The organism is Mesorhizobium sp. M0808, from assembly GCF_040320025.1.
In the GTDB taxonomy this organism is placed as follows: domain Bacteria; phylum Pseudomonadota; class Alphaproteobacteria; order Rhizobiales; family Rhizobiaceae; genus Mesorhizobium.
The window spans coordinates 24,308-44,824 of sequence record NZ_JAMYOX010000032.1 but is presented as its reverse complement, the minus strand read 5'-3'; the positions used below and the strand labels follow the sequence as shown (position 1 = coordinate 44,824).

The 20,517-nt window shown below is 61.1% G+C and carries 18 protein-coding genes; 10 read left to right on the top strand and 8 right to left on the bottom strand.

Translation table 11 applies throughout. The annotated features are described in order from the left end of the window. Window positions 1–12 precede the first annotated feature (12 nt). The 4 genes from NKI25_RS27185 (at window position 13) to NKI25_RS27170 (ending at window position 4,991) form a co-directional block, all read left to right on the top strand. On the top strand, window positions 13–1,683 hold the full coding sequence (locus NKI25_RS27185) for a peptide ABC transporter substrate-binding protein (protein ID WP_352956990.1): 1,671 nt from the start codon (window positions 13–15) through the stop codon (window positions 1,681–1,683). A gap of 84 nt (window positions 1,684–1,767) precedes the next feature. After that, complete coding sequence (locus tag NKI25_RS27180) at window positions 1,768–2,718, top strand: ABC transporter permease (protein ID WP_352786750.1); 951 nt, start codon at window positions 1,768–1,770, stop codon at window positions 2,716–2,718. Between the two features lie 32 nt (window positions 2,719–2,750). Next, window positions 2,751–3,629, top strand: coding sequence for an ABC transporter permease (locus NKI25_RS27175; RefSeq protein WP_352622921.1), 879 nt, complete (start codon window positions 2,751–2,753; stop codon window positions 3,627–3,629). Between the two features lie 30 nt (window positions 3,630–3,659). Beyond that, window positions 3,660–4,991 (top strand): NAD(P)/FAD-dependent oxidoreductase, encoded by a 1,332-nt coding sequence (locus NKI25_RS27170; RefSeq protein ID WP_502897447.1) that lies wholly within the window; start codon window positions 3,660–3,662, stop codon window positions 4,989–4,991. 146 nt (window positions 4,992–5,137) lie between these two features. Here NKI25_RS27170 and NKI25_RS27165 read toward each other — a convergent pair whose 3' ends face one another. Beyond that, on the bottom strand, window positions 5,138–6,076 hold the full coding sequence (locus NKI25_RS27165) for an ornithine cyclodeaminase family protein (protein ID WP_352786749.1): 939 nt from the start codon (window positions 6,074–6,076) through the stop codon (window positions 5,138–5,140). A gap of 273 nt (window positions 6,077–6,349) precedes the next feature. Between NKI25_RS27165 and NKI25_RS27160 the strand changes: the two genes are divergently transcribed. The 5 genes from NKI25_RS27160 (at window position 6,350) to fghA (ending at window position 12,449) form a co-directional block, all read left to right on the top strand. Continuing rightward, a complete protein-coding gene (locus NKI25_RS27160; protein WP_352786748.1) occupies window positions 6,350–7,168 on the top strand; it encodes a GNAT family N-acetyltransferase in 819 nt (272 codons plus the stop codon). Window positions 7,169–7,179: 11 nt separating this feature from the next. Continuing rightward, the gene (locus NKI25_RS27155; protein WP_352622917.1) at window positions 7,180–8,358 is read left to right on the top strand and encodes an alanine racemase; all 1,179 of its coding nucleotides are present in this window, start codon (window positions 7,180–7,182) and stop codon (window positions 8,356–8,358) included. Window positions 8,359–8,414: 56 nt separating this feature from the next. After that, a complete protein-coding gene (locus NKI25_RS27150; protein WP_352593989.1) occupies window positions 8,415–9,689 on the top strand; it encodes an NAD(P)/FAD-dependent oxidoreductase in 1,275 nt (424 codons plus the stop codon). Further along, window positions 9,686–11,140 (top strand): aldehyde dehydrogenase family protein, encoded by a 1,455-nt coding sequence (locus NKI25_RS27145; RefSeq protein WP_352622916.1) that lies wholly within the window; start codon window positions 9,686–9,688, stop codon window positions 11,138–11,140. The genes NKI25_RS27150 and NKI25_RS27145 overlap by 4 nt, the downstream gene beginning before the upstream one ends. Before the next feature lie 457 nt (window positions 11,141–11,597). Continuing rightward, window positions 11,598–12,449, top strand: coding sequence for an S-formylglutathione hydrolase (gene fghA, locus NKI25_RS27140; protein ID WP_352593991.1), 852 nt, complete (start codon window positions 11,598–11,600; stop codon window positions 12,447–12,449). 21 nt (window positions 12,450–12,470) lie between these two features. Here the strand turns inward: fghA and pqqE are convergent, their stop codons facing one another. The 7 genes from pqqE to NKI25_RS27105 all read right to left on the bottom strand — a co-directional run bounded on the left by pqqE (window position 12,471) and on the right by NKI25_RS27105 (window position 19,485). Beyond that, window positions 12,471–13,592, bottom strand: a complete 1,122-nt coding sequence (gene pqqE / locus NKI25_RS27135; RefSeq protein ID WP_352825030.1) for a pyrroloquinoline quinone biosynthesis protein PqqE — start codon at window positions 13,590–13,592, stop codon at window positions 12,471–12,473. Continuing rightward, entirely contained in the window at window positions 13,589–13,885 is a 297-nt protein-coding gene (pqqD, locus tag NKI25_RS27130; RefSeq protein WP_352593993.1) for a pyrroloquinoline quinone biosynthesis peptide chaperone PqqD, read from the bottom strand. Before pqqD ends, pqqE begins: the two co-directional genes overlap by 4 nt. After that, the gene (pqqC, locus tag NKI25_RS27125) at window positions 13,882–14,640 is read right to left on the bottom strand and encodes a pyrroloquinoline-quinone synthase PqqC (protein ID WP_352786746.1); all 759 of its coding nucleotides are present in this window, start codon (window positions 14,638–14,640) and stop codon (window positions 13,882–13,884) included. Before pqqC ends, pqqD begins: the two co-directional genes overlap by 4 nt. Then, window positions 14,637–15,575, bottom strand: coding sequence for a pyrroloquinoline quinone biosynthesis protein PqqB (gene pqqB / locus NKI25_RS27120; protein ID WP_352786745.1), 939 nt, complete (start codon window positions 15,573–15,575; stop codon window positions 14,637–14,639). The genes pqqC and pqqB overlap by 4 nt, the downstream gene beginning before the upstream one ends. A 464-nt stretch (window positions 15,576–16,039) precedes the next feature. After that, entirely contained in the window at window positions 16,040–16,903 is an 864-nt protein-coding gene (locus tag NKI25_RS27115; RefSeq protein ID WP_352640989.1) for a substrate-binding domain-containing protein, read from the bottom strand. Between the two features lies 1 nt (window position 16,904). Then, complete coding sequence (locus NKI25_RS27110; RefSeq protein WP_352455602.1) at window positions 16,905–17,429, bottom strand: c-type cytochrome, methanol metabolism-related; 525 nt, start codon at window positions 17,427–17,429, stop codon at window positions 16,905–16,907. 154 nt (window positions 17,430–17,583) lie between these two features. Next, a complete protein-coding gene (locus tag NKI25_RS27105) occupies window positions 17,584–19,485 on the bottom strand; it encodes a methanol/ethanol family PQQ-dependent dehydrogenase (protein ID WP_352455603.1) in 1,902 nt (633 codons plus the stop codon). Window positions 19,486–20,156: 671 nt separating this feature from the next. Here NKI25_RS27105 and NKI25_RS27100 point away from each other — a divergent pair. Then, entirely contained in the window at window positions 20,157–20,510 is a 354-nt protein-coding gene (locus NKI25_RS27100; protein ID WP_352593997.1) for a hypothetical protein, read from the top strand. Window positions 20,511–20,517: the final 7 nt, after the last annotated feature.

Sequence of the window (20,517 nt, the reverse complement as noted above, 5' to 3'; positions counted from 1 at the left end):
AGAGGAACTACCATGACGAAAAATTCATCGACTACGTCCAACTACTCGAGGCGCGAAGCGCTGCGACTGATGGCGATAGGTGGGGCTGCAGGCCTCATCGCGCCCAATCTGTTGGGCAAGCCCGCCTTCGCCAAGACCCCTCCTGCAGGCCCGGCCGGTCGCGTCATCGTCGGCCTCTCCCAAGAGCCGACCGTGTTCAATCCGCTGATGGCGCATATCGAAGTCGATGACGCGGTCCATTTCTCGGTTTTCGACGCGCTGGTCCGCATGGATCCCCAAGGTGGTCTACATCCAAACCTCGCAGCCGAGGTGCCAAGCCAAAAGAACGGCGGCATTTCGGAGGACGGTCTCAACTGGCGCATCCGGTTGCGTGACAATGCCCGCTGGCACGATGGTGAGCCCTTCACGGCCGAGGACGTGAAATTCACCCTTGAACTCATCACGAACCCGAAGTTTCGCGCTTGGCGCACGAGCGGCCATTCGCTCGTGCAGGACATCACAGTGGTTTCGCCCACCGAGATCACATGGCGGATGAAGGAGGCTTTTGCGCCCTATCTTTCGTTCTTGGCCGAAACGTTCATCGTGCCCAAGCACATTCTGGAGAAAGAGGCCGATCCGAATACAGCCGCCTTCAACCAGGCGCCGGTCGGCACCGGCGCATTCAAATGGAGCCAGCGCGTCGCAGGTGATCACATCGAGCTCGTCGCCAATCCTGAGTACGCGGGCGAAGGCCCGAATGTCGAGCAGCTCATCTTCAAATACATCCCCGACATGACGGTGCTCTACACGCAATTCAAGAGCGGCGACGTGGACCTGGTCGATCAGTCGTACATCACCGCCGACCATTATACTGAAGCCCGCGAACTAGCAGACCGCGTGGTGACACTTGAGACCGGGTCATCCCTGGAGTCGATCTACCTCAATTTGGGCCGCCCGCAGTTCAAGGAGTTGGCAGTGCGCCAGGCGCTCTACGCCGCCTTGGATAGGAAAGCGATCGTCGACACGATCTATTACGGCGTGGGCACTCTCACCGAGACCTTCATGCCGAAGGAGTCCTACTACTACGACCCGAACCTGCCGGTTCAGGAGTTCAATCTGGACCGGGCGCGCCAAATCCTTGATGAGGCCGGCTGGGCGCCGGGGCCGGATGGAATCCGCGCCAAGGATGGGGTGCGACTGTCCTTCTCCAACTCGACAACTTCCGGCAACAACCTCCGCGAGCAGACGCAGCAGTTCCTGCAGCAGACGTTTGCCGAGATCGGCGTCGAGATGACGATCTCGAATTTGCCGGCTGCAGTTATGTGGGGCGAGTTCTGGCTGAAGTCGCAATTCGACACCGCCATGGTGGGCGTCACCTATCTGATTGCCGCGGACCCCGACGCCACAAACCGGCTCCATACGAAGGCAATCGCCGCTCAAGGCGGACACGGTTCGAACACCGGGCAATATTCCAACCCTGAGGTCGATGCCCTGCTCGAAAAGGGCGCTCGCAGCTTCGATCCGGAAGAACGACGCGGGATCTATAATCGCGTGCAGGAAGTGGTGCGCCATGATCTGCCCTTCCTGCCGCTGTTCGCGTACACAATCGTCCTCGGGCGCAAGAAGGGGTTGGACGGCTTCGAGCCCAACGCCAACACCCGCACCGCGTCGTGGGATGCCGCAGCCTGGCAGTGGAAGGCCTAATCCACGCAGTTGCCGCCGCCCCGCCGATTCCGCCGCGGCGGCGGCAACAGACTAAAATCATCAACCCACAATGGAGGGACTCGAATGCGCGGCTTCCTGCTAAATCGCCTCTCGCAGAGCCTGGTGCTGCTTGTGATCGTTTCGATCATCGGCTTCGGCATTCTGAACCTCCTTCCCGGCGGCCCGCTGGCGCAATTCGGGCTCGATCCCGGAATGACCCAGCAGGATATCGAGCGTCTCAAGGGGCTGCTGGGCCTCGATCGACCCATATGGATCCAATATCTGGACTGGGCATGGCGGCTGGTGCGGGGCGACTGGGGTCACTCCTTCCGCGACGGAGCGCCGGTATTGGAGGTGATCGGCAGCCATCTCTTTGCCACGCTGCTGCTGATGGGGTCCTCAACCGCAATTGCGATCTCCATTGGCGCCTGGATTGGTATCCGAGGCGCCACGCGCCGCTACTCGCTGTTCGATTATCTTGCAACTGTCGGGGCCATGGTTGCGTTGTCGGTCCCCACCTTCTGGTTCGGACTCGTCGGCATCTACGTCTTTTCCCTGAAGTTGGGTTGGCTGCCTGCGGGTAATATGTCCGAGATCGGCGACGCCTCAATCCTGGGCTACCTCCACCATCTGATCCTGCCAAGTATCGTGCTGTCGCTGGTCCATGTCGCGATCTGGAGCCGCTACATGCGGACGGCCACTCTCGATGCCATTAGCCAGGACTTCGTCAAGACGGCTCGGGCCAAGGGGTTGAGTGAACGCCGGATTCTGATGAAGCATGTCGTCGGCAACGCACTTTTGCCGATGATTACCCTGGCCGGGATGCAGCTTCCCAGTGTCCTCACTGGCGCGCTCGTGACCGAAACCGTCTTTACCTGGCCAGGAATGGGACGGTTGTTCCTCGATAGCCTTGGTTACAGCGACTATCCGGTTGTGATGGGGCTGCTGATGTTCTCCGCCATCCTCGTTCTGCTTGGAAACCTGATCGCCGACATTGTCGTCGCTGTTGTCGATCCGCGCATTCGTCTGGCTTGAGCGCGCAACTTCCCCGACAGGAGACAGCCGATATGACCGCTTTCACCGCAAATGCAGCTCCAAGCCGATGGAGAAACAACCGCGCGGCACGTCGTTTCATGCGTCATCGCTTGGCGCTGCTCGGGCTGGCGATGATCATCTTCCTGAGCCTCGCTTGCGTCCTCGGCCCCCATCTCCTGCCTTATGACTCACTGTATATCGATCTGCGGGCCCGCTTTGCCCCTCCGCTGACGGGCTACCACTTTCTAGGTACCGATCCGCTTGGCCGCGACGTGGCGGCAAGGCTTTTGATGGCGGGACGAATCTCGCTGCTGGTGGGTTTCTTTGCCATGGTTTTGTCGACACTCATCGGCACCCTGGTCGGCGTAATTGCCGGCTATCGCGGCGGCTGGGTCGGGGCCACGCTGATGCGCACGGTCGATGGATTCCTGTCATTCCCATCGATCTTTCTGCTGCTGGCGCTGGCTGCCGCACTGAAGCCCAGTCCTGTGATGATCACCCTCATTATCTCCCTCACCAGTTGGATGGAGGTTGCCCGCATAGTCGAAGCGGAAGTCCGCTCGTTACGCGAACGCGAGTTCGTCCTAGCCGGGCGAATGCTGGGATTGAGCGGCACCCACATCATGTTCCGCGAGATACTGCCCAACGCCATGGGGCCGATTATCGTCGCTTCCACCTTGACGGTCGCGCGCGCCATTCTCATGGAAGCCTACATCAGTTTCCTCGGCTACGGGATCCAGCCGCCACTGCCCAGCTGGGGCAACATGCTCAATGGCGCCCAGCAATATCTGGGCAGCGCACCTTGGCTGGCAATCATTCCCGGAGCTGCAATCACCATCGCGGTAACCAGTTTCAATTTCATCGGTGACGGGCTGCGTGATGCGCTCGACGTCCGAGACGACCACATCTGAAAGTTTCACCGACCGTAGATTACCCCTGCAATGCAGCGAGAAGTCAGCCACGTGCAAGAGCCTCATATCGCCGACAAGAACACACCCTACTGGTGGGAAGCAGCGCCCGTCATGCCGCGGCCGCGACAGCCGGTCGCAAAGAACCTTGACGTGGCAATTGTCGGCGCCGGTTATGCCGGGCTTTCGGCCGGGCTTGCGCTGGCGCGCGAAGGGCGCTCGGTCGCAGCCTTTGATGCGATGAATCCGGGCGAGGGTGCTTCCACCCGCAACGGCGGGATTACGAGCGGGACCATCCGGCCGGACTATGCCACGATCACCCGGCGCTTCGGGGAAGAGAAGGCCATGGCGATCGAGGCCGAGGGCAAGGTCGCACGCGAATTCCTCTACGACTTCATCAAGACCGAAGGGCTCGACTGCGACTTCCGACTGGTTGGCCAGTTCAAAGGCGCTTTCGGATATGAACAGTATGAGAAGATGGCGCGGGGCGCCGAGACGCTGGCGAAGAAACTGGGGATCGAGTCCTACGCGGTTCCGCATGCCGAGCAGCGAAATTATATCGGCACCGACTTCTACCGCGGCGGGACTGTTCGGATGGACATTGGCGGGCTGCACCCCGCAAAATTCCATGCTGAGCTCCTGCGGGTGGCGCTCGCATCCGGGTTGACGGTCCATTCGCATACAGTGGTCAAGTCGATCGAGAGGAACGGTTCGGGGTTCCGCGTCGCGACTTCGGCAGGGACGGTGGATGCACGGCAGGTTCTGGTCTGTACCAACGGCTATACCGACGGCGCCGCTCCCTTCCTGCGCCGCCGCCTGGTTCCGGTTCGCAGCCGGATCATCGTGACCGAAGAACTTGCGCCCGATATCATGGCGCGGCTGATGCCGAAGCTGATGACGATCACCGAGAACCGGCAACTCGGTTTCTATTATCGTCCCTCGCCCGACGGAAAACGTATCCTGCTGGGGGGCCGTGACAGTTCCCGCGTCGGCGATCCGGCGGCGCCGAAACTTCTCCTTCGCAAGGGCCTGGTGAACCTTTTCCCGGAGTTGGAGAACGTGCGCCTTTCGCATTGCTGGTTCGGCAATGTGGCGATGAACCGAGACATGCTGCCCCGCATCTTCGAGAAGGACGGCGTGGTCTATGCAACTGGCTTCTGCGGTTCGGGCGTGGTCTGGGCGCCATGGATTGGCATGCGTGCGGCCCACAAGTTGATGGGGCATGGCGAGCAGTCGCGCACTGCGTTCGACTTTCGACCGCCTTCGGCCGTCCCGCTCTATCGTGGCAATCCGTGGTTCATGCCGGCGATTATCCAGGGCTATCGGTTGCAGGACCGTCTCGCCTTCTGGCGCGCCAGACGCTAGTCGCCGACATCGGGGGCGATCCGTGGTTCATGCGGGCAACCCTTTGGCGCGCCCGCCGCTGACACGACTGCAGGATCGCGCGGGGTCACCTTGTTGCCGGAGAGTGCCGAAAAATCCGTCGGGACTGGGGCCTGGTGCGAAACTGATCAGCGGTGGGACGCCTTTGCGCGGATCAGCGCGTCGGCCATGTAGAGGTCCTGCAGGGAGATGCCGGAACTGTCGAAGACCGTGACCTCATTGTCGAAGCGGCGTCCGAGCGCACGCCTTTCAATAACGTCGCCGATTGGTGTTACCGCAAGCACGCCGGCGTCGATTTCGTCCCGCACGTATTGGAACTCGCCGATCTGGACGGACTGGGAAAGCAGATCACAAAACAGACGTGCCTTGGGAAATAATTCGCTCGGCAATTCGCGTTTACCCGGAGCATCCGACCCGATGCTGACGATATGGGTTCCGGGTCCCACCCAAGCGGCATTGAACAGCGGTTCGCGTGCGGGTGTCGCCGTCACCACGATGTCGGCCGTGCGCACGGCTTCTTCCTGCAAGGCAGCGCGCGCCTTCAGTCCCCTTTCGCCGATCTGATCGACAAAAGCGTCGCGCCGCGGCGAAGGCCGGGCCACGACCAGCACGGTTTCGATTGGGCGGATGCGTGCCAGCGCCATCACTTCGAAGCTCGCCTGGTTGCCGGCCCCGAAGATCGCCAGAACCTTGGCTTGCTTGCGCGCAAGAAGATCGGCCGCAACCGCGTCGGCGGCGGCCGTCCTGTAGGCGTTGACCTTCCCGGCCTCGACTACGGCGCCGAGCCGACCTGTATGCTGATCGAGCAGCACGATGGTCGAGTTGTGGCGGGGAAGGCCACGTGCCGGGTTGCCCGACCAGAAGGAGCCAATTTTCACGCCGTTCAGCTCGCCCGACGAACCGGATTTGATTGAGAAGGTATTGGTCACCTCCTGTGTGCGCCCGAGAACAGCCGGAAAGACCCAGCTCTGCCGCGATGCTGCCGCCACGAGAGCCTCGCGCGCCGCCTCGAAAGCAAGTTCATGCGTGACGAGGGCGGCTGACTCCTCTTCGCTGATGTAGATCATCCAAAATTCCTCCTGGGCATCGCCGATCGGGCAACACGAAGCGGCGATTCAAGGTGCCAGGTATTCCTCGCCCGATTTGCACGATTTGGCATGCCGAGGAACTGCATAAAACGAATAATACCGCTGATTTGAAGGGGCAAAACAGCAGCGAAATCTGTCCGCCGGGCGCGACTCTAAGATCCGACTTCAATCCGACTCTGGATCAACTTGACAGCGTTGCACCTTATGGCCTTTGAGCATGACAGAGATATCGTCAGCGCCCCGATCGAGCTGATGAAATTGGAAACCCGCCATTTGCCGGGCGCACTGAAGCTGTCGCAGGAGATGGCCTGGCCCTACCGTCAGGAGGATTGGGAATTTGCCCTGATGGTCGGCAATGGCCTGGTCCTTGAGCGGGCAGGACAGGTGATTGGCACGGCCATGTCCTGGAATTACGGACAGTCCTATGCCTCGGTCGGGATGATCATAGTTACTGGCTCCGCGCAAGGCGGTGGCAACGGCGCCCGGCTCTTTGATGGATTGCTTGAGGCGACACACGGTCGCAACCTGCTACTCAACTCAACCGAAGAGGGGCTGGCGCTCTACAAGCGACGCGGCTTCACTGCATGGGGCACGGTGCTTCAGCACCAGGGCTCGCTGGCTTTCGCCGTGACGCGGAGTACCCGCGACGACATCCGTCGAGCGACAGCCTCTGACCTCGCGGCAATCCAGGCCTTCGACAAACGGGCCACGGGCATGCCCCGGCTGCCGATGGTGGCTGCGCTCGCCGATGTGGGCAACGCATTGGTCATTGAGCGCAGGGGACGGATTGCAGGCTACGCTGTCGCGAGGAGGTTTGGCCGCGGCTATGTCGTCGGCCCTTGTGCAGCCGAGAGCGACCACGACGCGCGGCTTCTGATCCTGGCCCAGCTTTCGAAGCTTCACAATCAATTCGTTCGCATCGACGTCTATGCCGAGGATGGATTGGGCGATTGGCTTGCGAGCCTTGGCCTGCAGCGGTCCGGCAGTGCGACCGCCATGGTCAAAGGACAACGACCCGTCGCCGAGGGGCCAGCCCATATGTATGCGTTGGCAAACCAGTCGTTCACTTAGGAAACGAGTCTATGAATAAGATGGCGGCAAGCCTGGCGGTGAGCGAGACGGCTAGGACGATCGACGCCTTGGTCACCCCGACGCTGCTTCTCGACCGTGGCCGGCTCGAGCACAACATCAAGGGTCTGGCTGAGCGCGCCAGGAAGCTTGGCGTGGTGCTGCGCCCGCATATGAAGACGGCCAAGAGCATCGATGTCGCCCGATACGCGTTCCATCGCGAACGCGGTCCGATCACGGTCTCGACCATCGCCGAGGCGGAGTATTTCGCGGGCCATGGCTTTCGAGACATCACCTACGCGGTCGGCATCTCGCCGGCCTCGGCCAAGCGGGCCATGGAGCTTTGTCGCCGCACCGGCGCTGATGTGAAGCTGTTGCTCGATTCGGTCGGGCAGGCCGATGCCCTGGCCAGCGTCCGCGAAGCCACCGGTATGACCCCATCTGTTTTCATTGAACTGGACTGCGATGACCATCGCGGTGGCTTGAGGCCGGACGACCCGAAGTTGCTCGACGTGGCCGGCAGTGTCGTCGCGGCCAGTGCCAAACTCGTCGGCGTTCTCGCCCATGCAGGCGAATCCTATGGCTTGAACACGCCCGATGCGCTGGTCAAGGCAGGCGAGAACGAGCGTTCAGCCACGGTGCGCGCCGCTGAAATCCTGCGCGCCCATGGCCATGCCTGCCCGATCGTCAGCGTCGGCTCGACGCCGACAGCGCATTTCGCCAGCAATCTTGAGGGGGTCACGGAGCTGCGCGCCGGGGTCTACATGTTCTTCGACCTGGTCCAGCACGGCGTTGGGGTGTGCGAACTCGACGATATCGCGATTTCCGTATTGGCCACGGTGATCGGGTCCAAGCCGGAAAAGGGATGGGTGCTGGTTGACGCTGGATGGATGGCGCTTTCGCGCGACCGGGGAACCGCAAACCAGCAGATCGACCAGGGTTACGGCGTGGTCTGCGACGAAAAGGGGAGGGTGCTTGAAGATGTGATCGTGGCCCAGGCCAGCCAGGAACACGGTATCCTCGCCATTCGTGCCGGCTCTGGAAAGTCCATGCCCGAGCTGCCGCTCGGGACTCGGGTCCGGATTGTGCCCAACCATGCGTGTGCGATGGCCGCCCAGCATGATTTCTACAGCGTTGTCAACGGGGACAGCCCCAAGATTGAAGCGCGTTGGGAGCGGATGCGCGGCTGGTAGGCGCGCGACTACGCTCGGATGTCGCCCCACTCAAATCAACACTGGTGGTCAAGAAAATGAAGTTTACCTCTTACTGGCTGGATACGTCTCAGCCGTTCAATGAAGGGTCGCCCAAACCGCTCGAAGGCCACTACGACGTGGCGATTGTGGGCGGCGGCTTGACCGGCTCCTCCGCCGCGCTGGCCCTTGCCAAAAAGGGCGCCCGGGTTGCCCTGTTGGATGCCGAAACGATCGGCAATGCCGCGTCCGGCCGCAATGGCGGCATGTGCAACAACGGCTTTGCCCAGAACTATGCAATCATGGCTGCCAAGCACGGCAAGCCGGCCGCAAATGCGCTCTACAAGGCTTTTGACGCCGGCGTCGATATGGTCGAGCGGTTGGTGCAGGAAGAGAAGATCGACTGCAGCTTCTCCCGCGTCGGCAAGCTCAAGCTTGCCGCCAAGCCCGAGCACTACGACATGCTGGCGCGCAGCCAGGAACTACTGGCTGCCAATGTCGATCCCGACACCAGGATGATCGCGCGCGAGGACCTGCGAACCGAAGTCGGCACCAGCCGCTACCATGGCGGGCTGCTCTTTCCCAAGAGCGCGGGCATGCATGTCGGCCGGTTCGTCCGGGGCCTCGCGACCGCTGCTGCCCGGCGTGGCGCAGAGGTCCATGAACGCTCGCCCGTCATTGCGATGCGCAAGGTTTCAGGCGGGCATGAGGTAACGACGCCAAAGGGCAAGATCGTCGCGCGGCAGGTCCTGTTGGCAAGCGGCATTTCCCAGGTTGGCCCGCTCGGCTGGATCCGCCGGCGCATGATCCCGGTCGGCGCATTTCTGATCGTGACCGAGCCGCTGTCGCCCGACCACCTTAGGCGTCTCATGCCGACTGGGCGCATGGTCGTCGACACGCGCAATCTCGTTGTCTACTGGCGGCTCACGCCGGACAATCGCCTTCTGTTCGGCGGGAGGGCGCGCTTTGCCGTGTCCAACCCTCAATCCGACGAAAAAAGCGGCCGGATACTCAAGGCGGCGATGGTCGAGGTCTTTCCGGAACTGGCCGGCACCCGCATCGACTACTGCTGGGGCGGCATGGTCGATATGACCCGCGATCGCCTGCCGCGCGCCGGAGAGCGCGATGGCATCTATTACTCGATGGGCTATAGCGGACACGGGACCCAGATGTCGACGTTGATGGGCACCATCATGGCCGACGTCATGGACGGGCGCCCCGAGCTCAATCCCTGGAAGGATTTCGACTGGCCAGCGATCCCCGGTTATTTCGGGCGCCCCTGGTTCCTGCCGATTCTCGGCGCCTATTACCGCATGAAGGACCTTGTAGGGTGATGACACCCCTCGAACACCTGGCCCGCAACGGCCACCTGGACAAGTTCTTCATCGACGGTCAATGGGTTGAGCCGAGCGGCACCGCGACGGGCGTCGTCGTCAATCCCGCCACAGAAGAGGTTGTGAGCCAGTTTCCGCTTGGAAATGGCGAGGACGTTGACGCGGCCGTTGCAGCGGCTCGCCGGGCATTCGCCTCCTGGAGTCGGACCACGCCAGAAGACCGCGCGGGTCTGCTCGATCGCCTGCAAGCGCTGCTCGAGGCGCGCGGCGAACTGCTGGCTCAATGCCTGAGCCTCGAAATGGGCGCGGCGATCGGCTATGCGCGCAGCGCCCAGGTGCCGCTGGCGATCACGCATGTTAAGGTCGCTCGCGATGTGCTGACAGACTTTCGCTTCGTCAAGCAACGGGGGCAAACCGCCGTCACCCACGAACCGATCGGTGTCTGCGCCTTGATCACTCCGTGGAACTGGCCACTTTACCAGATCACCGCCAAGGTTTCGCCGGCGCTCGCTGCAGGCTGCACGATCGTGCTGAAGCCGAGTGAGCTTTCTCCCTTGGACGCCCTGCTGTTCGCCGAGGCAATCGAGGAAGCCGGCTTCCCTGCCGGGGTTTTCAACCTCCTGCAAGGTGATGGTCCAGGCGTGGGTATGGGTCTCGCCTCCCATCCGGATGTCGACATGATCTCCATTACCGGGTCCACCCGCGCGGGCATTGCGGTGGCCCAGGCGGGAGCGACCACGGTCAAGCGTGTCGCGCAGGAGCTGGGCGGCAAGTCGCCGAACGTGATCCTGCCGGACGCAGATCTCGATCGCGCCGTTTCTCTGGGCGTAGCCGCCGCCTTCCGCAATCTCGGCCAGTCATGCAGCGCCCCGACGCGCATGATCGTGCCACGCGCGCTGCTCTCCGAGATCGAGGCAATCGCCAAAAGGGCCGCAGCCCAGATCGTCATTGGCGATCCGCTTTGCGAAGCCACAACTCACGGTGCAATCGCAAACCGTGCCCAATTCGACCGCATCCAAACCATGATCGGCGTCGGCATTTCTGAGGGCGCCAGGCTCCTCACCGGCGGACCGGGCCGTGCGCACGATCTGAACGTCGGGTTCTATGTGAGGCCGACCATCTTTTCCGACGTGCGCACGACCATGCGTATTGCCCAGGAAGAGGTCTTCGGGCCAGTTCTCTGCATCATCCCCTACGACACAATCGAGGAGGCCGTCACCATCGCCAACGACACGGTCTACGGTCTGGGGGCCCATGTGCAGGGCCAGGATGTGGACGCCGTCAGGGACGTGGCCTCGCGGATCCGCTCCGGTCAGGTGCATCTCAACTACCCGGCCTGGGATCCGCACGCCCCGTTTGGCGGTTTCAAGCAGTCCGGAAACGGACGCGAATATGGGATCGAGGGCATGTTGGAGTATCTCGAGGTAAAATCCATACTCGGCTATTTCTAGGCCCTAGGCCTGTCCGTGGCTTTCGACGGTCGGGAATAGCCGTCGGCTCACAAGTTCTTGCTCGGTACCCTGTCGCGCTTGCTGTGAGCCCACGCGATGACGCGTGCGTGCTCGTCCGCCATAGCCGCGTCGAAGCGGCTGTCGCCACTGAAAGCCAGGGCAAGTGCATTTGCGCAGAGTTCGGCGTCCCGGAAGCATCGCCGATGCCTGCGCAGTGAGTGCGTCCTTGTTATAGCCAGCATCGCCAACAATCGCCCAGCCTGGCCCGTATGGCTTGCTGGGCAACGCTGCGCCAGCGAGTGGCCTCTCGCGCCTTGCTGCGCCAAGACGGTCGGCGAAGGCAGGCCATCCCGGCTCCGATCAAGAGCCCCGCGCGCCACCCGGCCCACCAAGGTTGCCGCGATCACCCTTGATGTCGTAGAGCCTACGGTCGGCGGTAATTGGTGGAGAAGAATATATGCCAGAGCACCCGAAACTCGTCTCGACTGCCAAGTCGCATGGCGGCGCCCAGCATGTTTACTCTCATCTTTCGACGAGCTGCTCGTGCGAAATGACGTTTGCCATTTTCGTGCCTCCGCAGGCACGGGAAAGCCGTTGCCCCGTGGTGTGGTACCTCTCCGGGCTCAGCTGCACCCATGCGAATGTAATGGAAAAAGGCGAATACAGACGTATTGCCGCCGAACTTGGCTTGATCGTTGTCTGTCCCGACACCAGCCCGCGTGGTGCCGACATTCCGGATGAAAAGGACAATTGGCAGTTCGGCAGCGGCGCCGGTTTCTACCTCGACGCGACGCAAGAGCCGTATGCCAAGAACTATCGCATGTATTCCTATATCGTCGAGGAGCTGCCAGCCGTGATCGGGCGCGAATTTCCCGCCGATATGGCGCGCCAGTCGATCTTCGGCCATTCGATGGGCGGGCATGGCGCGCTGACGATCGCACTGAACAATCCCGCGCGTTTCAGAAGTTGCTCGGCCTTTGCGCCGATCGTGCAGCCAAGCACAGCCGGCTGGTCGAAGCCGGCTTTCGAAAAATATCTCGGCCTGGATAAGGCCTCGTGGCGGCGCTACGATGCCACTTCGCTCATCGAAGATGGACACCGTTTCCCGGAATTCCTGGTCGATCAGGGAACGTCAGACGGTTTCCTCCAGGAGGGCCTCAGGCCCTGGCTGCTCGAAGACGCCTGCTCCAAGGCAGGCATTCCGTTGAAATTGCGGATGCAGGACGAATACGATCACTCCTATTTTTTCATTTCGACATTCATGCATGACCATATGACGTGGCATGCCGAACGGCTTTCACGAGGGTAGGCCGTAGGAATAGGTCGGCAGTCAGGCGGGCTCGGTGACGACGCCGATGCGCCGGTAGACGAATGGTTCGTCCTTCGAAGGAACCGTCGCAGCGCGCTGGGCCTCGTCGATCAGCATTGCCATGCGCGCATGGATCGGCGATTTCGCGCAAGCCGGGTCCGTTGCGGCGGCATCGCCGGCGATTGCCATCGCCTGGCAGCGGCAGCCGCCCCAGTCAATCTCGCGCCGCTCACAGTTGCGGCAGGGCTCCTGCATCCAGTCCGTGCCTCGAAAGGCATTAAATGCCGGGGAATCGGTCCAGATCGCGGCCAGGCTGCGTGATCCAAAACGCTCGAATCCGAGCGACGGGATGGTCTGGGCGGCATGGCATGGCAGTACGGTGCCGTCCGGCGTCACCATGAAGGCGTCGCGCGCCCAGCCGCCCATGCACGGCTTGGGATAGATGGCGAAATAATCCGGCGTGACGAAATCGATGTTCATGATGCCGGTGAGCCGTTCGCGCGCCGCCGCGACGATCTCCGCCTGGCGGTCGACGGCAGCACGCTCGGGCATCAGTTGATCGCGATTGGTCAGCGCCCAGCCGGCGTACTGCACGTTGGCGATCTCGAGACGCTCCGCACCCAGCGAAAGGGCCAGATCGATGAATTCCGGTACCTCCTCGATATTGTGGCGATGGATCGGCGCGTTGATGGTAAGCGGCAAGCCGGCCGCGCGAGCGCGGCGTGCCGTTTGCAGCTTCTTTTCGTGGCTGCCCCTGTGATTGCCGATGCGCTCGGTGGTCGCCGGCCGTGCACCTTGAAAGCTCAGTTGCAGATGGTCGAGCCCGGCTTCGGCAAATGCCTCGATGCGGCCATCCGCAATGCCGACACCGGCGGTGATCAGGTTGGTGTAGACGCCGCGTGCCGAAAGCCCGGCGATCAATTGCTCGAGGTCGCGGCGCAGCGTCGGTTCGCCGCCGGACAGATGCACCTGGAGAACGCCAAGGTCGGCCGCCTGCGAGAACAGGTCGAGCCAGCTCTGCGTCTCGAGTTCGCGATTGGCCTTCAGCAATTCGAGTGGATTGGAGCAATAGGGGCATTGCAGCGGGCAGCGATGCGTCAGTTCCGCCAGCATGCCGATCGGAGGGAGAATGGGCTCGCTCATAGCTTCACCAGCAGCTTGTCCGACCATTCCTGCAGGAAGGCGATGACGTCGGCCGCCACGGCCTCCTGTTCGGCATCATAATCCGCGGCAAGGCCGGCAATGATGTGGCCGACCGTGGACCGCCCATCGCAGCGGCGCAATATGTCGAGGCTGATGTGGTTCGGCCAGAACACCTTTTCCGGCGAAAGCACCGCGAACGCCTGGCGCACGGAGTCATACTGTATGCGCACGTGCTTCGGCAGCGATGGAACCGACTGCGGCGACACCATGGCTCTTTCGCGCAGTGCCATCATTGGGCTGCCTCCGGACGGAAGGCGCCGGGCGGGATACTGCCCGGCTCGCCATAGGCGTGTTGAAGCGCGTCGAGCATGGCCCAGAGTATATCGCATTTGAACACCAGTGCATCGATCGCCTGCTGCTGGCGCTCCGCCGTGTCAGCATGTTCGAGCACATAGGCAAGGGCAAAGTCGGCGTCGCGCGAGGCCTGTTCGGGCCGTCGGCTGAAATAGGCCAGCGTGTCCTCGGTGATATAATCGTATCTGGCCAGCATCGCGGGTACCCGCTCGCCGATGATGAGCGGCGAGAACATCTCGGTCAGCGACGACGCGACCGCCTCCAGCAGGGTCCGGTTCGTGCAAAAGGAGAGGTAAGCGCCAACCGCAAAACGGGTCGCCGGCAGGGCCAGCCTTTCGCTCTTCACCGCGTCGGCATCGAGACCGAGCGAGGTCGCCAGGTGCAACCAGCGCGCAATACCGCCGCTCCAGCCGTCCTCGCCGTCATGATCCTCGATGCGTTTGCGCCAGGCGGCACGAAACGCCGGATCCTCGGCATGAGCGAGGATCATGGCGTCCTTGCGCGGAATGACCGCCTGATAGCAATAGCGGTTCAGCGCCCAGGCCTGCATCTCGGTCCGCGACAGCGCACCGCTGGTCATCCTGTGATGGAAAGGATGGTGGTTGTGATAGCGCTCGGCACCGACCTGCCGCAGCACGGCTTCGAGCTCTCTGGAGGACAGGCCGTTGCTGGCTGCGTGGTGGAAATCACTCAAAGTTCCATCTCCATCCCGTCGCAGGCCACTTCCCAGCCAGCCGCTTCGACTGCTGCATGCTCGGCAGAATTCTCGTCCAGAACAGGATTGGTGTTGTTGATGTGGACGAAGACACGACGGCCGATCCTCACATCGGCCAAGCCGGCGATCGACCCCGCGTCTCCCGACATTGCCAGATGCCCCATGCGCGCACCGGTCTTTTGGCCGACGCCGGCAGCAATCATCTCGTCGTCGGTGAAGACCGTGCCGTCGAACAGAAGGCATGCGGCATCGGCTAGACGTGTGCGCAGGGTCGCATCGATGCGGGCGCAGCCGGGGATGTAGAAGACGGAGCCGCGACTGCCGGCACCGGCGATACGGACGCCGATCGTGTCGCCGGCATCGGAGCTGAAATTGGCATCCGGCTGACCTCTTTGTTCGAGATAGAGGGCTATCTTCCCGGGCACGGGAAAGCTCTCGACAGCCACCCCGGTGTCGTGGCCGTCTGCGTCGCAGATCGCCAGTCCTTGCGCCGGTGGCAAGATGCGTCGCGGCACGAGCGCCGGATCGAGGACATTGAAAATCGAATTCGCCTCCAGCGTCGCCAGAACCTGTGTCGTTGCATAGATAGCGAAAGGCTGCCGCTCACGCAGGCTGAGCAGGCCGGCGACATGATCGACATCGGCATTGGTCAGCACCACCGCGCGAATAGGCGTCGAGCGCAGCGGCGCATCGTGCGCGGGCTGCAATTCAGGCGTTGCCGCGATCTGCTGGCGAATGTCGGGTGACGCGTTGAACAGAACCCAGCCGAGCCCATCCGCTGACGCGGCGACACTCGATTGGGTTCGTGAATGCACGCCAGCTACCCCGGTGCGAGCCGCACGGCTCAGACGATAATTGCAGTTCCATTGCGGAAAGCCGCCGCCGGCCGCCGATCCAATGATTCTCAAGCGCATGAAAACGCCCGCCCCGCGGCTTCTCTGACCAGCAGCCAATTTGCAGCCGCAAAAAACGGCCCGCCCGCTTTGCGTGCCTCAAAATCTTTCACGAAAATCCCATGCGGCAAGGGGATGCGTGCCCCTGTTGCCAGGGACACGCACCTCTGCGGCCTACTTCTTGGGAGTAATTTCAGCAGGCAGATACCGCGAAATTTCAAAGCCCGCAGCAACCTGACACATGGTCGGTTTTGTCCAGCTCTTCTTCATAACATTTCTCCTCTTCTACCAGCCCGAAGGGGCCGATCCGGTGGTTAGCCAACCATTGCAGGGCACCGAAGCAATGGCTCGTCCATCACGTTCTCAAATGGACAAATGAAACACAAGGTTTTGAAAGGCCCGAAAAACAAAACTATCGAAAGTAGCTGTAGTTTTCTCTTCAATTGTTCATCGCCTGGGTTTTTCCTCCTCCTGACCCATCCCAACTATTGCGTGATCGGATTGTCGTGCTCGTCGATCAGCGGCACATTGTAACCCAGCAGGAGCTTGGTCATCTCCGGCTGGTTTTCCCTGATCACCCGGTTGAGCGTTCGTTTCCATTCCTGGTCGGACGGACGTACGCCCATGGTGATGCGGTAGGACATGCGCGAGCCGGTTTTTTCCTTCAACAGCGGAACAATGGTGACATCGGCTCCGAGTTCCTTGGCATAGTAACCTGCCATCGGCCCCCACAGGACCGCCGCGTCGATCTTGCCGGCGAGCATGTCCTTGATCATGACCTCCCCCATGGACGGAGTGATGCGCGTATCCACCGCGAGTGGATAGATCTTGGCGGTCCGCAGAAGCTTGTTGGCGGCCATGTTGGCGGTTGGCGGCGTGCTTTCGACGACGCCGATTCTCTTGCCGGAAAGTTTCGGGTCTTCGATCGTCTCGATGCCTTCCATGCCGTTGCCTTTGGGGTATACGAGCACATAGGCGGAGCGGTAGTAGGCATTGGTGTTCTGCACCAGTTCATCGCCTTGGGCGTAGCCCATGATGATGTCGCATCGGTTGGCCCCCAGCGTGTTTCGCACAAAGCCGGTGACAGTGGGAAACCACGTGTAAGCGACTGATTTCCGCCCCGTCTTCTTGGCAACCAGTTCAGCCAGCTTGTTTTCGAAGCCTTGGCCGTTCTTGTCGGTAAAGGGCATATTCGAGGGATCGGCGCAGACGCGCAGAATGTCGGGATCGACCAGTTCGCCCGCAGCGCCAAGCCCGGCATTTTGCGCCAGAACGTTCGACGGCAGCAAGGCGAGGGCGCCGAGGATCGGCAGAACGACGCGCAGCTTCGATGCAGTGCAGCCGATCATATCATCCACCCATGCAGGATGCTTCGGCATCCTTGGCTGCCTGAGCCTTGTTTTCGTGCTTGGGCGGCCTGCCGCGGGGTGCCGCGCCATCGGCGCGCGCGCGCAGATAGACGTAGAGATCGTCCAGGTAACAATAGACGTTCTTGTTGTCGCCAAAGGCAGGCATGACGTTTTCCTTGCCGCCGCCGACATTCTTGCGGCCCTCGGCGACGATCGACAGGAACGTGGCGTAATCCATGGTTTTTAGACTATTGACCAGGGCAGGCGCATAGCTCGAACCTGTTGCGTCCTGTCCGTGACAGACATGGCAATCGGAGTGATACCGGCGGTACCCGCTGAACGTGTACCAATCGACGGTTCCGTTTTCGATCTTGTAGGTCGGATTTCCGTCCGCATCTACATATTTGCCTCCTTCTTGCTTCACCGCCTTGGCTTTTTCCATGCTGTCTTCGGCCCGTGCCAGACTTGAGCTGGCCAGAGGCAGCAGGACCAGGGCGAGAGCGGAAACTGCAATGCGGACGATCATTCAGACTCTTCCTTCATTTGCCAGGGACACTGGCTGCCGTCGTGCAGCGGCATTGATCGGTGTTTGGGTGCGCGCGTAATCGAGAGCCCAGTTCCCGGCTTCGGGTGACCCGGGCTCTCGTTTTCGAAGCTAGTCGTAAGGCTCTTCCCGGTTATCAGTCCGGGAGGCCGAAGACGGTGAGCTGACCACCCAGCGTCGTATAGTCGGCAAGTGCCGCGTAACCGCCGACGGCACCCAGACCAGCGGTTCCAACGACCGCGGTCTCGTCGCCCTGCGCACGGCCCTGATCGACGGCGCCATGCCAGGCAGCGGCGTTATCGGGCGAAAGCAGGCCACCTGCCAGACCGATACCGGCCCATCCACCGACGCCGGACAGAACGGCGACGTACTGCTTGCCGTCATGCTCATAGGTCGTGATGTTGCCGATGATGCCGGACGGGGTCTTGAACTTGTAAAGTTCCTTGCCGTCCTTATCGACCGCCTTGATGTAGCCTTCGAGGGTACCGTAGAAGACGACGTCGCCATCTGTCGCCAATGCGCCCGACCACACCGAGAACTGCTCGGGCTTCGACCAGACGATCTCACCCTTGGCTGCATCCCAGGCAATGAAGTTGCCCATGTTGCCGTCACCGCCGGGCGCCGCATACATCGACACGGTGGCGCCCACATAGGGCTGACCGGCGGTGTAGCTCACTTTGTAAGGCTCATAGTCCATGCAGACATGGTTGGTCGGCACGTAGAACAACCCGGTCTTCGGCGAGTAGGCGGCCGGCTGCTGGTCCTTGGTTCCAAGCGCGGCCGGGCAGATACCGGTCGAGTTGGTGTCTTCGCCGTTCTGCTGGGTCGAATACTTGGCGACGACCTGCGGGCGGCCATACTGGTCGCTCTTGGGATCCATGTTGACTTCCGTCGCCCAGTTCACTGCCGGATCGTATTTTTTGGCGACGAGAAGTTCGCCGGTGGCGCGATCCATTGTGTAGGCAAAGCCGTTGCGGTCGAAATGCACCAGCACGTCGTGCTTGGCGCCGTTGACTTCCATGCCATCGACGAGAATCATCTCGTTGATGCCGTCATAGTCCCACTCATCATGCGGGGTCATCTGGTAGAGCCATTTGGCAACACCGGTATCCGCATCGCGAGCCATGATTGTCATGGACCAGCGATTATCGCCTGGGCGCTGGACCGGATTCCACGTCGAGGGATTGCCAGTGCCGTAATAGACCAGGTTCAGCTTGGGATCATAGGAATACCATCCCCATGTCGTGCCGCCGCCCGTCTTCCACTGTTCGCCTTCCCAGGTGTTCGTGCCGGAATCCTTTCCGACAGGCTTGCCGAGATGAGTCGTCTTCTCGGGATCGAGAAGGGTGTCTGCATCAGGACCTTCCGAATAGGCTTTCCAGGCGAGCTTGCCGTCTTTCAGATTGTAGGCGGCCAGCCAGCCGCGAACACCGAATTCAGCACCGGAGACGCCCACGAGCACCTTGTCCTTGATGACTACGGGTGCCGACGTGCCGGATTCGCCTTTTCCGCCGTCGGTCTGGTCGCCGTTCTTGACAGACCAGACGACCTTGCCGGTCTTGGCATCGAGCGCGACGACGGTGGTGTCGGCCTGGTTGAGAATGATCTTGCCGTCGCCATAGGCGACACCGCGATTGACCGTGTCGCAGCACATGATCGGAATGACGTTCGAGTCCTGCTTGGGCTCGTATTTCCACAGGATCTTGCCGTCATTCTTGAGGTCGAGAGCAAAGACGTTGTTTGGGAAAGGCGTATGGACATACATCACGTCGCCGATGATCAGCGGCCCGCCTTCGTGACCACGCAGCACGCCGGTGGAAAAGCTCCATTTGACCTGCAGGTTCTTCACATTGTCCGCAGTGATCTGGTTGAGTTTGGAATAGCGGGTGTTGGCGTAGTCACCCGTCTGCATCGCCCAGTTCTTCGCATCCGATGCGAGCTTTGCAAGGTCTTCATTGGCCGAAGCCGTATAGGCAGCGCCGAGCGATAAAAACGCCGCGGTCGTCAGTATGTAGGTAGTTTTCGCAAGTACACGCATCCAAAATCCTCCCGGGTTCACAGTGAAGAATCGACCGTCAAGCCCCACAGGGGCCTGCCCAAGCAATTCATGTTGGGAAGTTATTTTCCGGCAGCTGTCACGACCTACCCCGAAGCAGAGGGCACCGTTACCGCCCGCCCCCCTTGGTCTTCGAAAGACTGCCGCCGCTCCCTGATGACGGTGGCGCTCTTGAAGCCGGAAACAGGGAAAAGCTATGTCATCGTAAAAGACCAGGCAAGCAAAAACCTACAATGCGTCGTTGCGCTGCAATATCGATTATGGTGCGATGCAATATTTAGAAACAAGTAAAATAAGCATCGGGTAAAAAACTAATAAGAGGATGGCCGCCAGCTGCGACATATATAGCAGCCATATTGTTCCCGTATTCTCAAGGTGATACACATTTGACTTTATTTCGATATATTCTACGAGGCACCTCGGAGTAAGTATGCGTGCATCTCGCTGGCTGCCGATAGTGAGCGACGCATGAAATGAACGCGTGAAAGAGGGTGCGCAGGGGGTCATGAAGCTGGCTCTTGTCGGTCGATAGGGCATTCCTCCTTTGGTCGTATACGCAGGCCATGGGAGCTTGACTGGCTTTGCGGCACGTCGCCAATTGGAGCGATGATCCCGTCTGGATGCATGGTGTCCAGGCCAACTGGAGGTTCCTCATGATAAGGTCTGTTGGATCTCTCACCTTGCCGGTGGCCTTTGCGGCGACGCTGGCCTTTGCGAACTTGGCCAGCGCCGCGGGAGACTACCCGACGGCAACGATTGCCGACTACGTGCTCGGCTGCATGCAAACAAATGGCCAGACACGTCAGGCGCTTGAAAGCTGTTCCTGCTCGATCGATGTTATCGCCTCGATCCTTCCTTACGATCACTATGAGAGGGCGGAGACCTTCAAAAGCATGTCGCTGACGACAGGGGAGGCCGCAGGGTTGTTTCGCGAAAGCGCGCCAGCGAAGGCGGCGCGCACGGAACTGAAACGCGCGCAGGCTGAAGCCGACGTACGTTGCTTTTAATCAGGCG

Bases quoted from the DNA above. Each gene is read 5' to 3' on its own strand.
- NKI25_RS27185 (WP_352956990.1), top strand. From the start codon at position 13: ATGACGAAAAATTCATCGACTACGTCCAACTACTCGAGGCGCGAAGCG.
- NKI25_RS27180 (WP_352786750.1), top strand. From the start codon at position 1,768: ATGCGCGGCTTCCTGCTAAATCGCCTCTCGCAGAGCCTGGTGCTGCTT.
- NKI25_RS27175 (WP_352622921.1), top strand. From the start codon at position 2,751: ATGACCGCTTTCACCGCAAATGCAGCTCCAAGCCGATGGAGAAACAAC.
- NKI25_RS27170 (WP_502897447.1), top strand. From the start codon at position 3,660: ATGCAGCGAGAAGTCAGCCACGTGCAAGAGCCTCATATCGCCGACAAG.
- NKI25_RS27165 (WP_352786749.1), bottom strand. From the start codon at position 6,076: ATGATCTACATCAGCGAAGAGGAGTCAGCCGCCCTCGTCACGCATGAA.
- NKI25_RS27160 (WP_352786748.1), top strand. From the start codon at position 6,350: ATGAAATTGGAAACCCGCCATTTGCCGGGCGCACTGAAGCTGTCGCAG.
- NKI25_RS27155 (WP_352622917.1), top strand. From the start codon at position 7,180: ATGAATAAGATGGCGGCAAGCCTGGCGGTGAGCGAGACGGCTAGGACG.
- NKI25_RS27150 (WP_352593989.1), top strand. From the start codon at position 8,415: ATGAAGTTTACCTCTTACTGGCTGGATACGTCTCAGCCGTTCAATGAA.
- fghA (WP_352593991.1), top strand. From the start codon at position 11,598: ATGCCAGAGCACCCGAAACTCGTCTCGACTGCCAAGTCGCATGGCGGC.
- pqqE (WP_352825030.1), bottom strand. From the start codon at position 13,592: ATGAGCGAGCCCATTCTCCCTCCGATCGGCATGCTGGCGGAACTGACG.
- pqqD (WP_352593993.1), bottom strand. From the start codon at position 13,885: ATGATGGCACTGCGCGAAAGAGCCATGGTGTCGCCGCAGTCGGTTCCA.
- pqqB (WP_352786745.1), bottom strand. From the start codon at position 15,575: ATGCGCTTGAGAATCATTGGATCGGCGGCCGGCGGCGGCTTTCCGCAA.
- NKI25_RS27115 (WP_352640989.1), bottom strand. From the start codon at position 16,903: ATGATCGGCTGCACTGCATCGAAGCTGCGCGTCGTTCTGCCGATCCTC.
- NKI25_RS27110 (WP_352455602.1), bottom strand. From the start codon at position 17,429: ATGATCGTCCGCATTGCAGTTTCCGCTCTCGCCCTGGTCCTGCTGCCT.
- NKI25_RS27105 (WP_352455603.1), bottom strand. From the start codon at position 19,485: ATGCGTGTACTTGCGAAAACTACCTACATACTGACGACCGCGGCGTTT.
- NKI25_RS27100 (WP_352593997.1), top strand. From the start codon at position 20,157: ATGATAAGGTCTGTTGGATCTCTCACCTTGCCGGTGGCCTTTGCGGCG.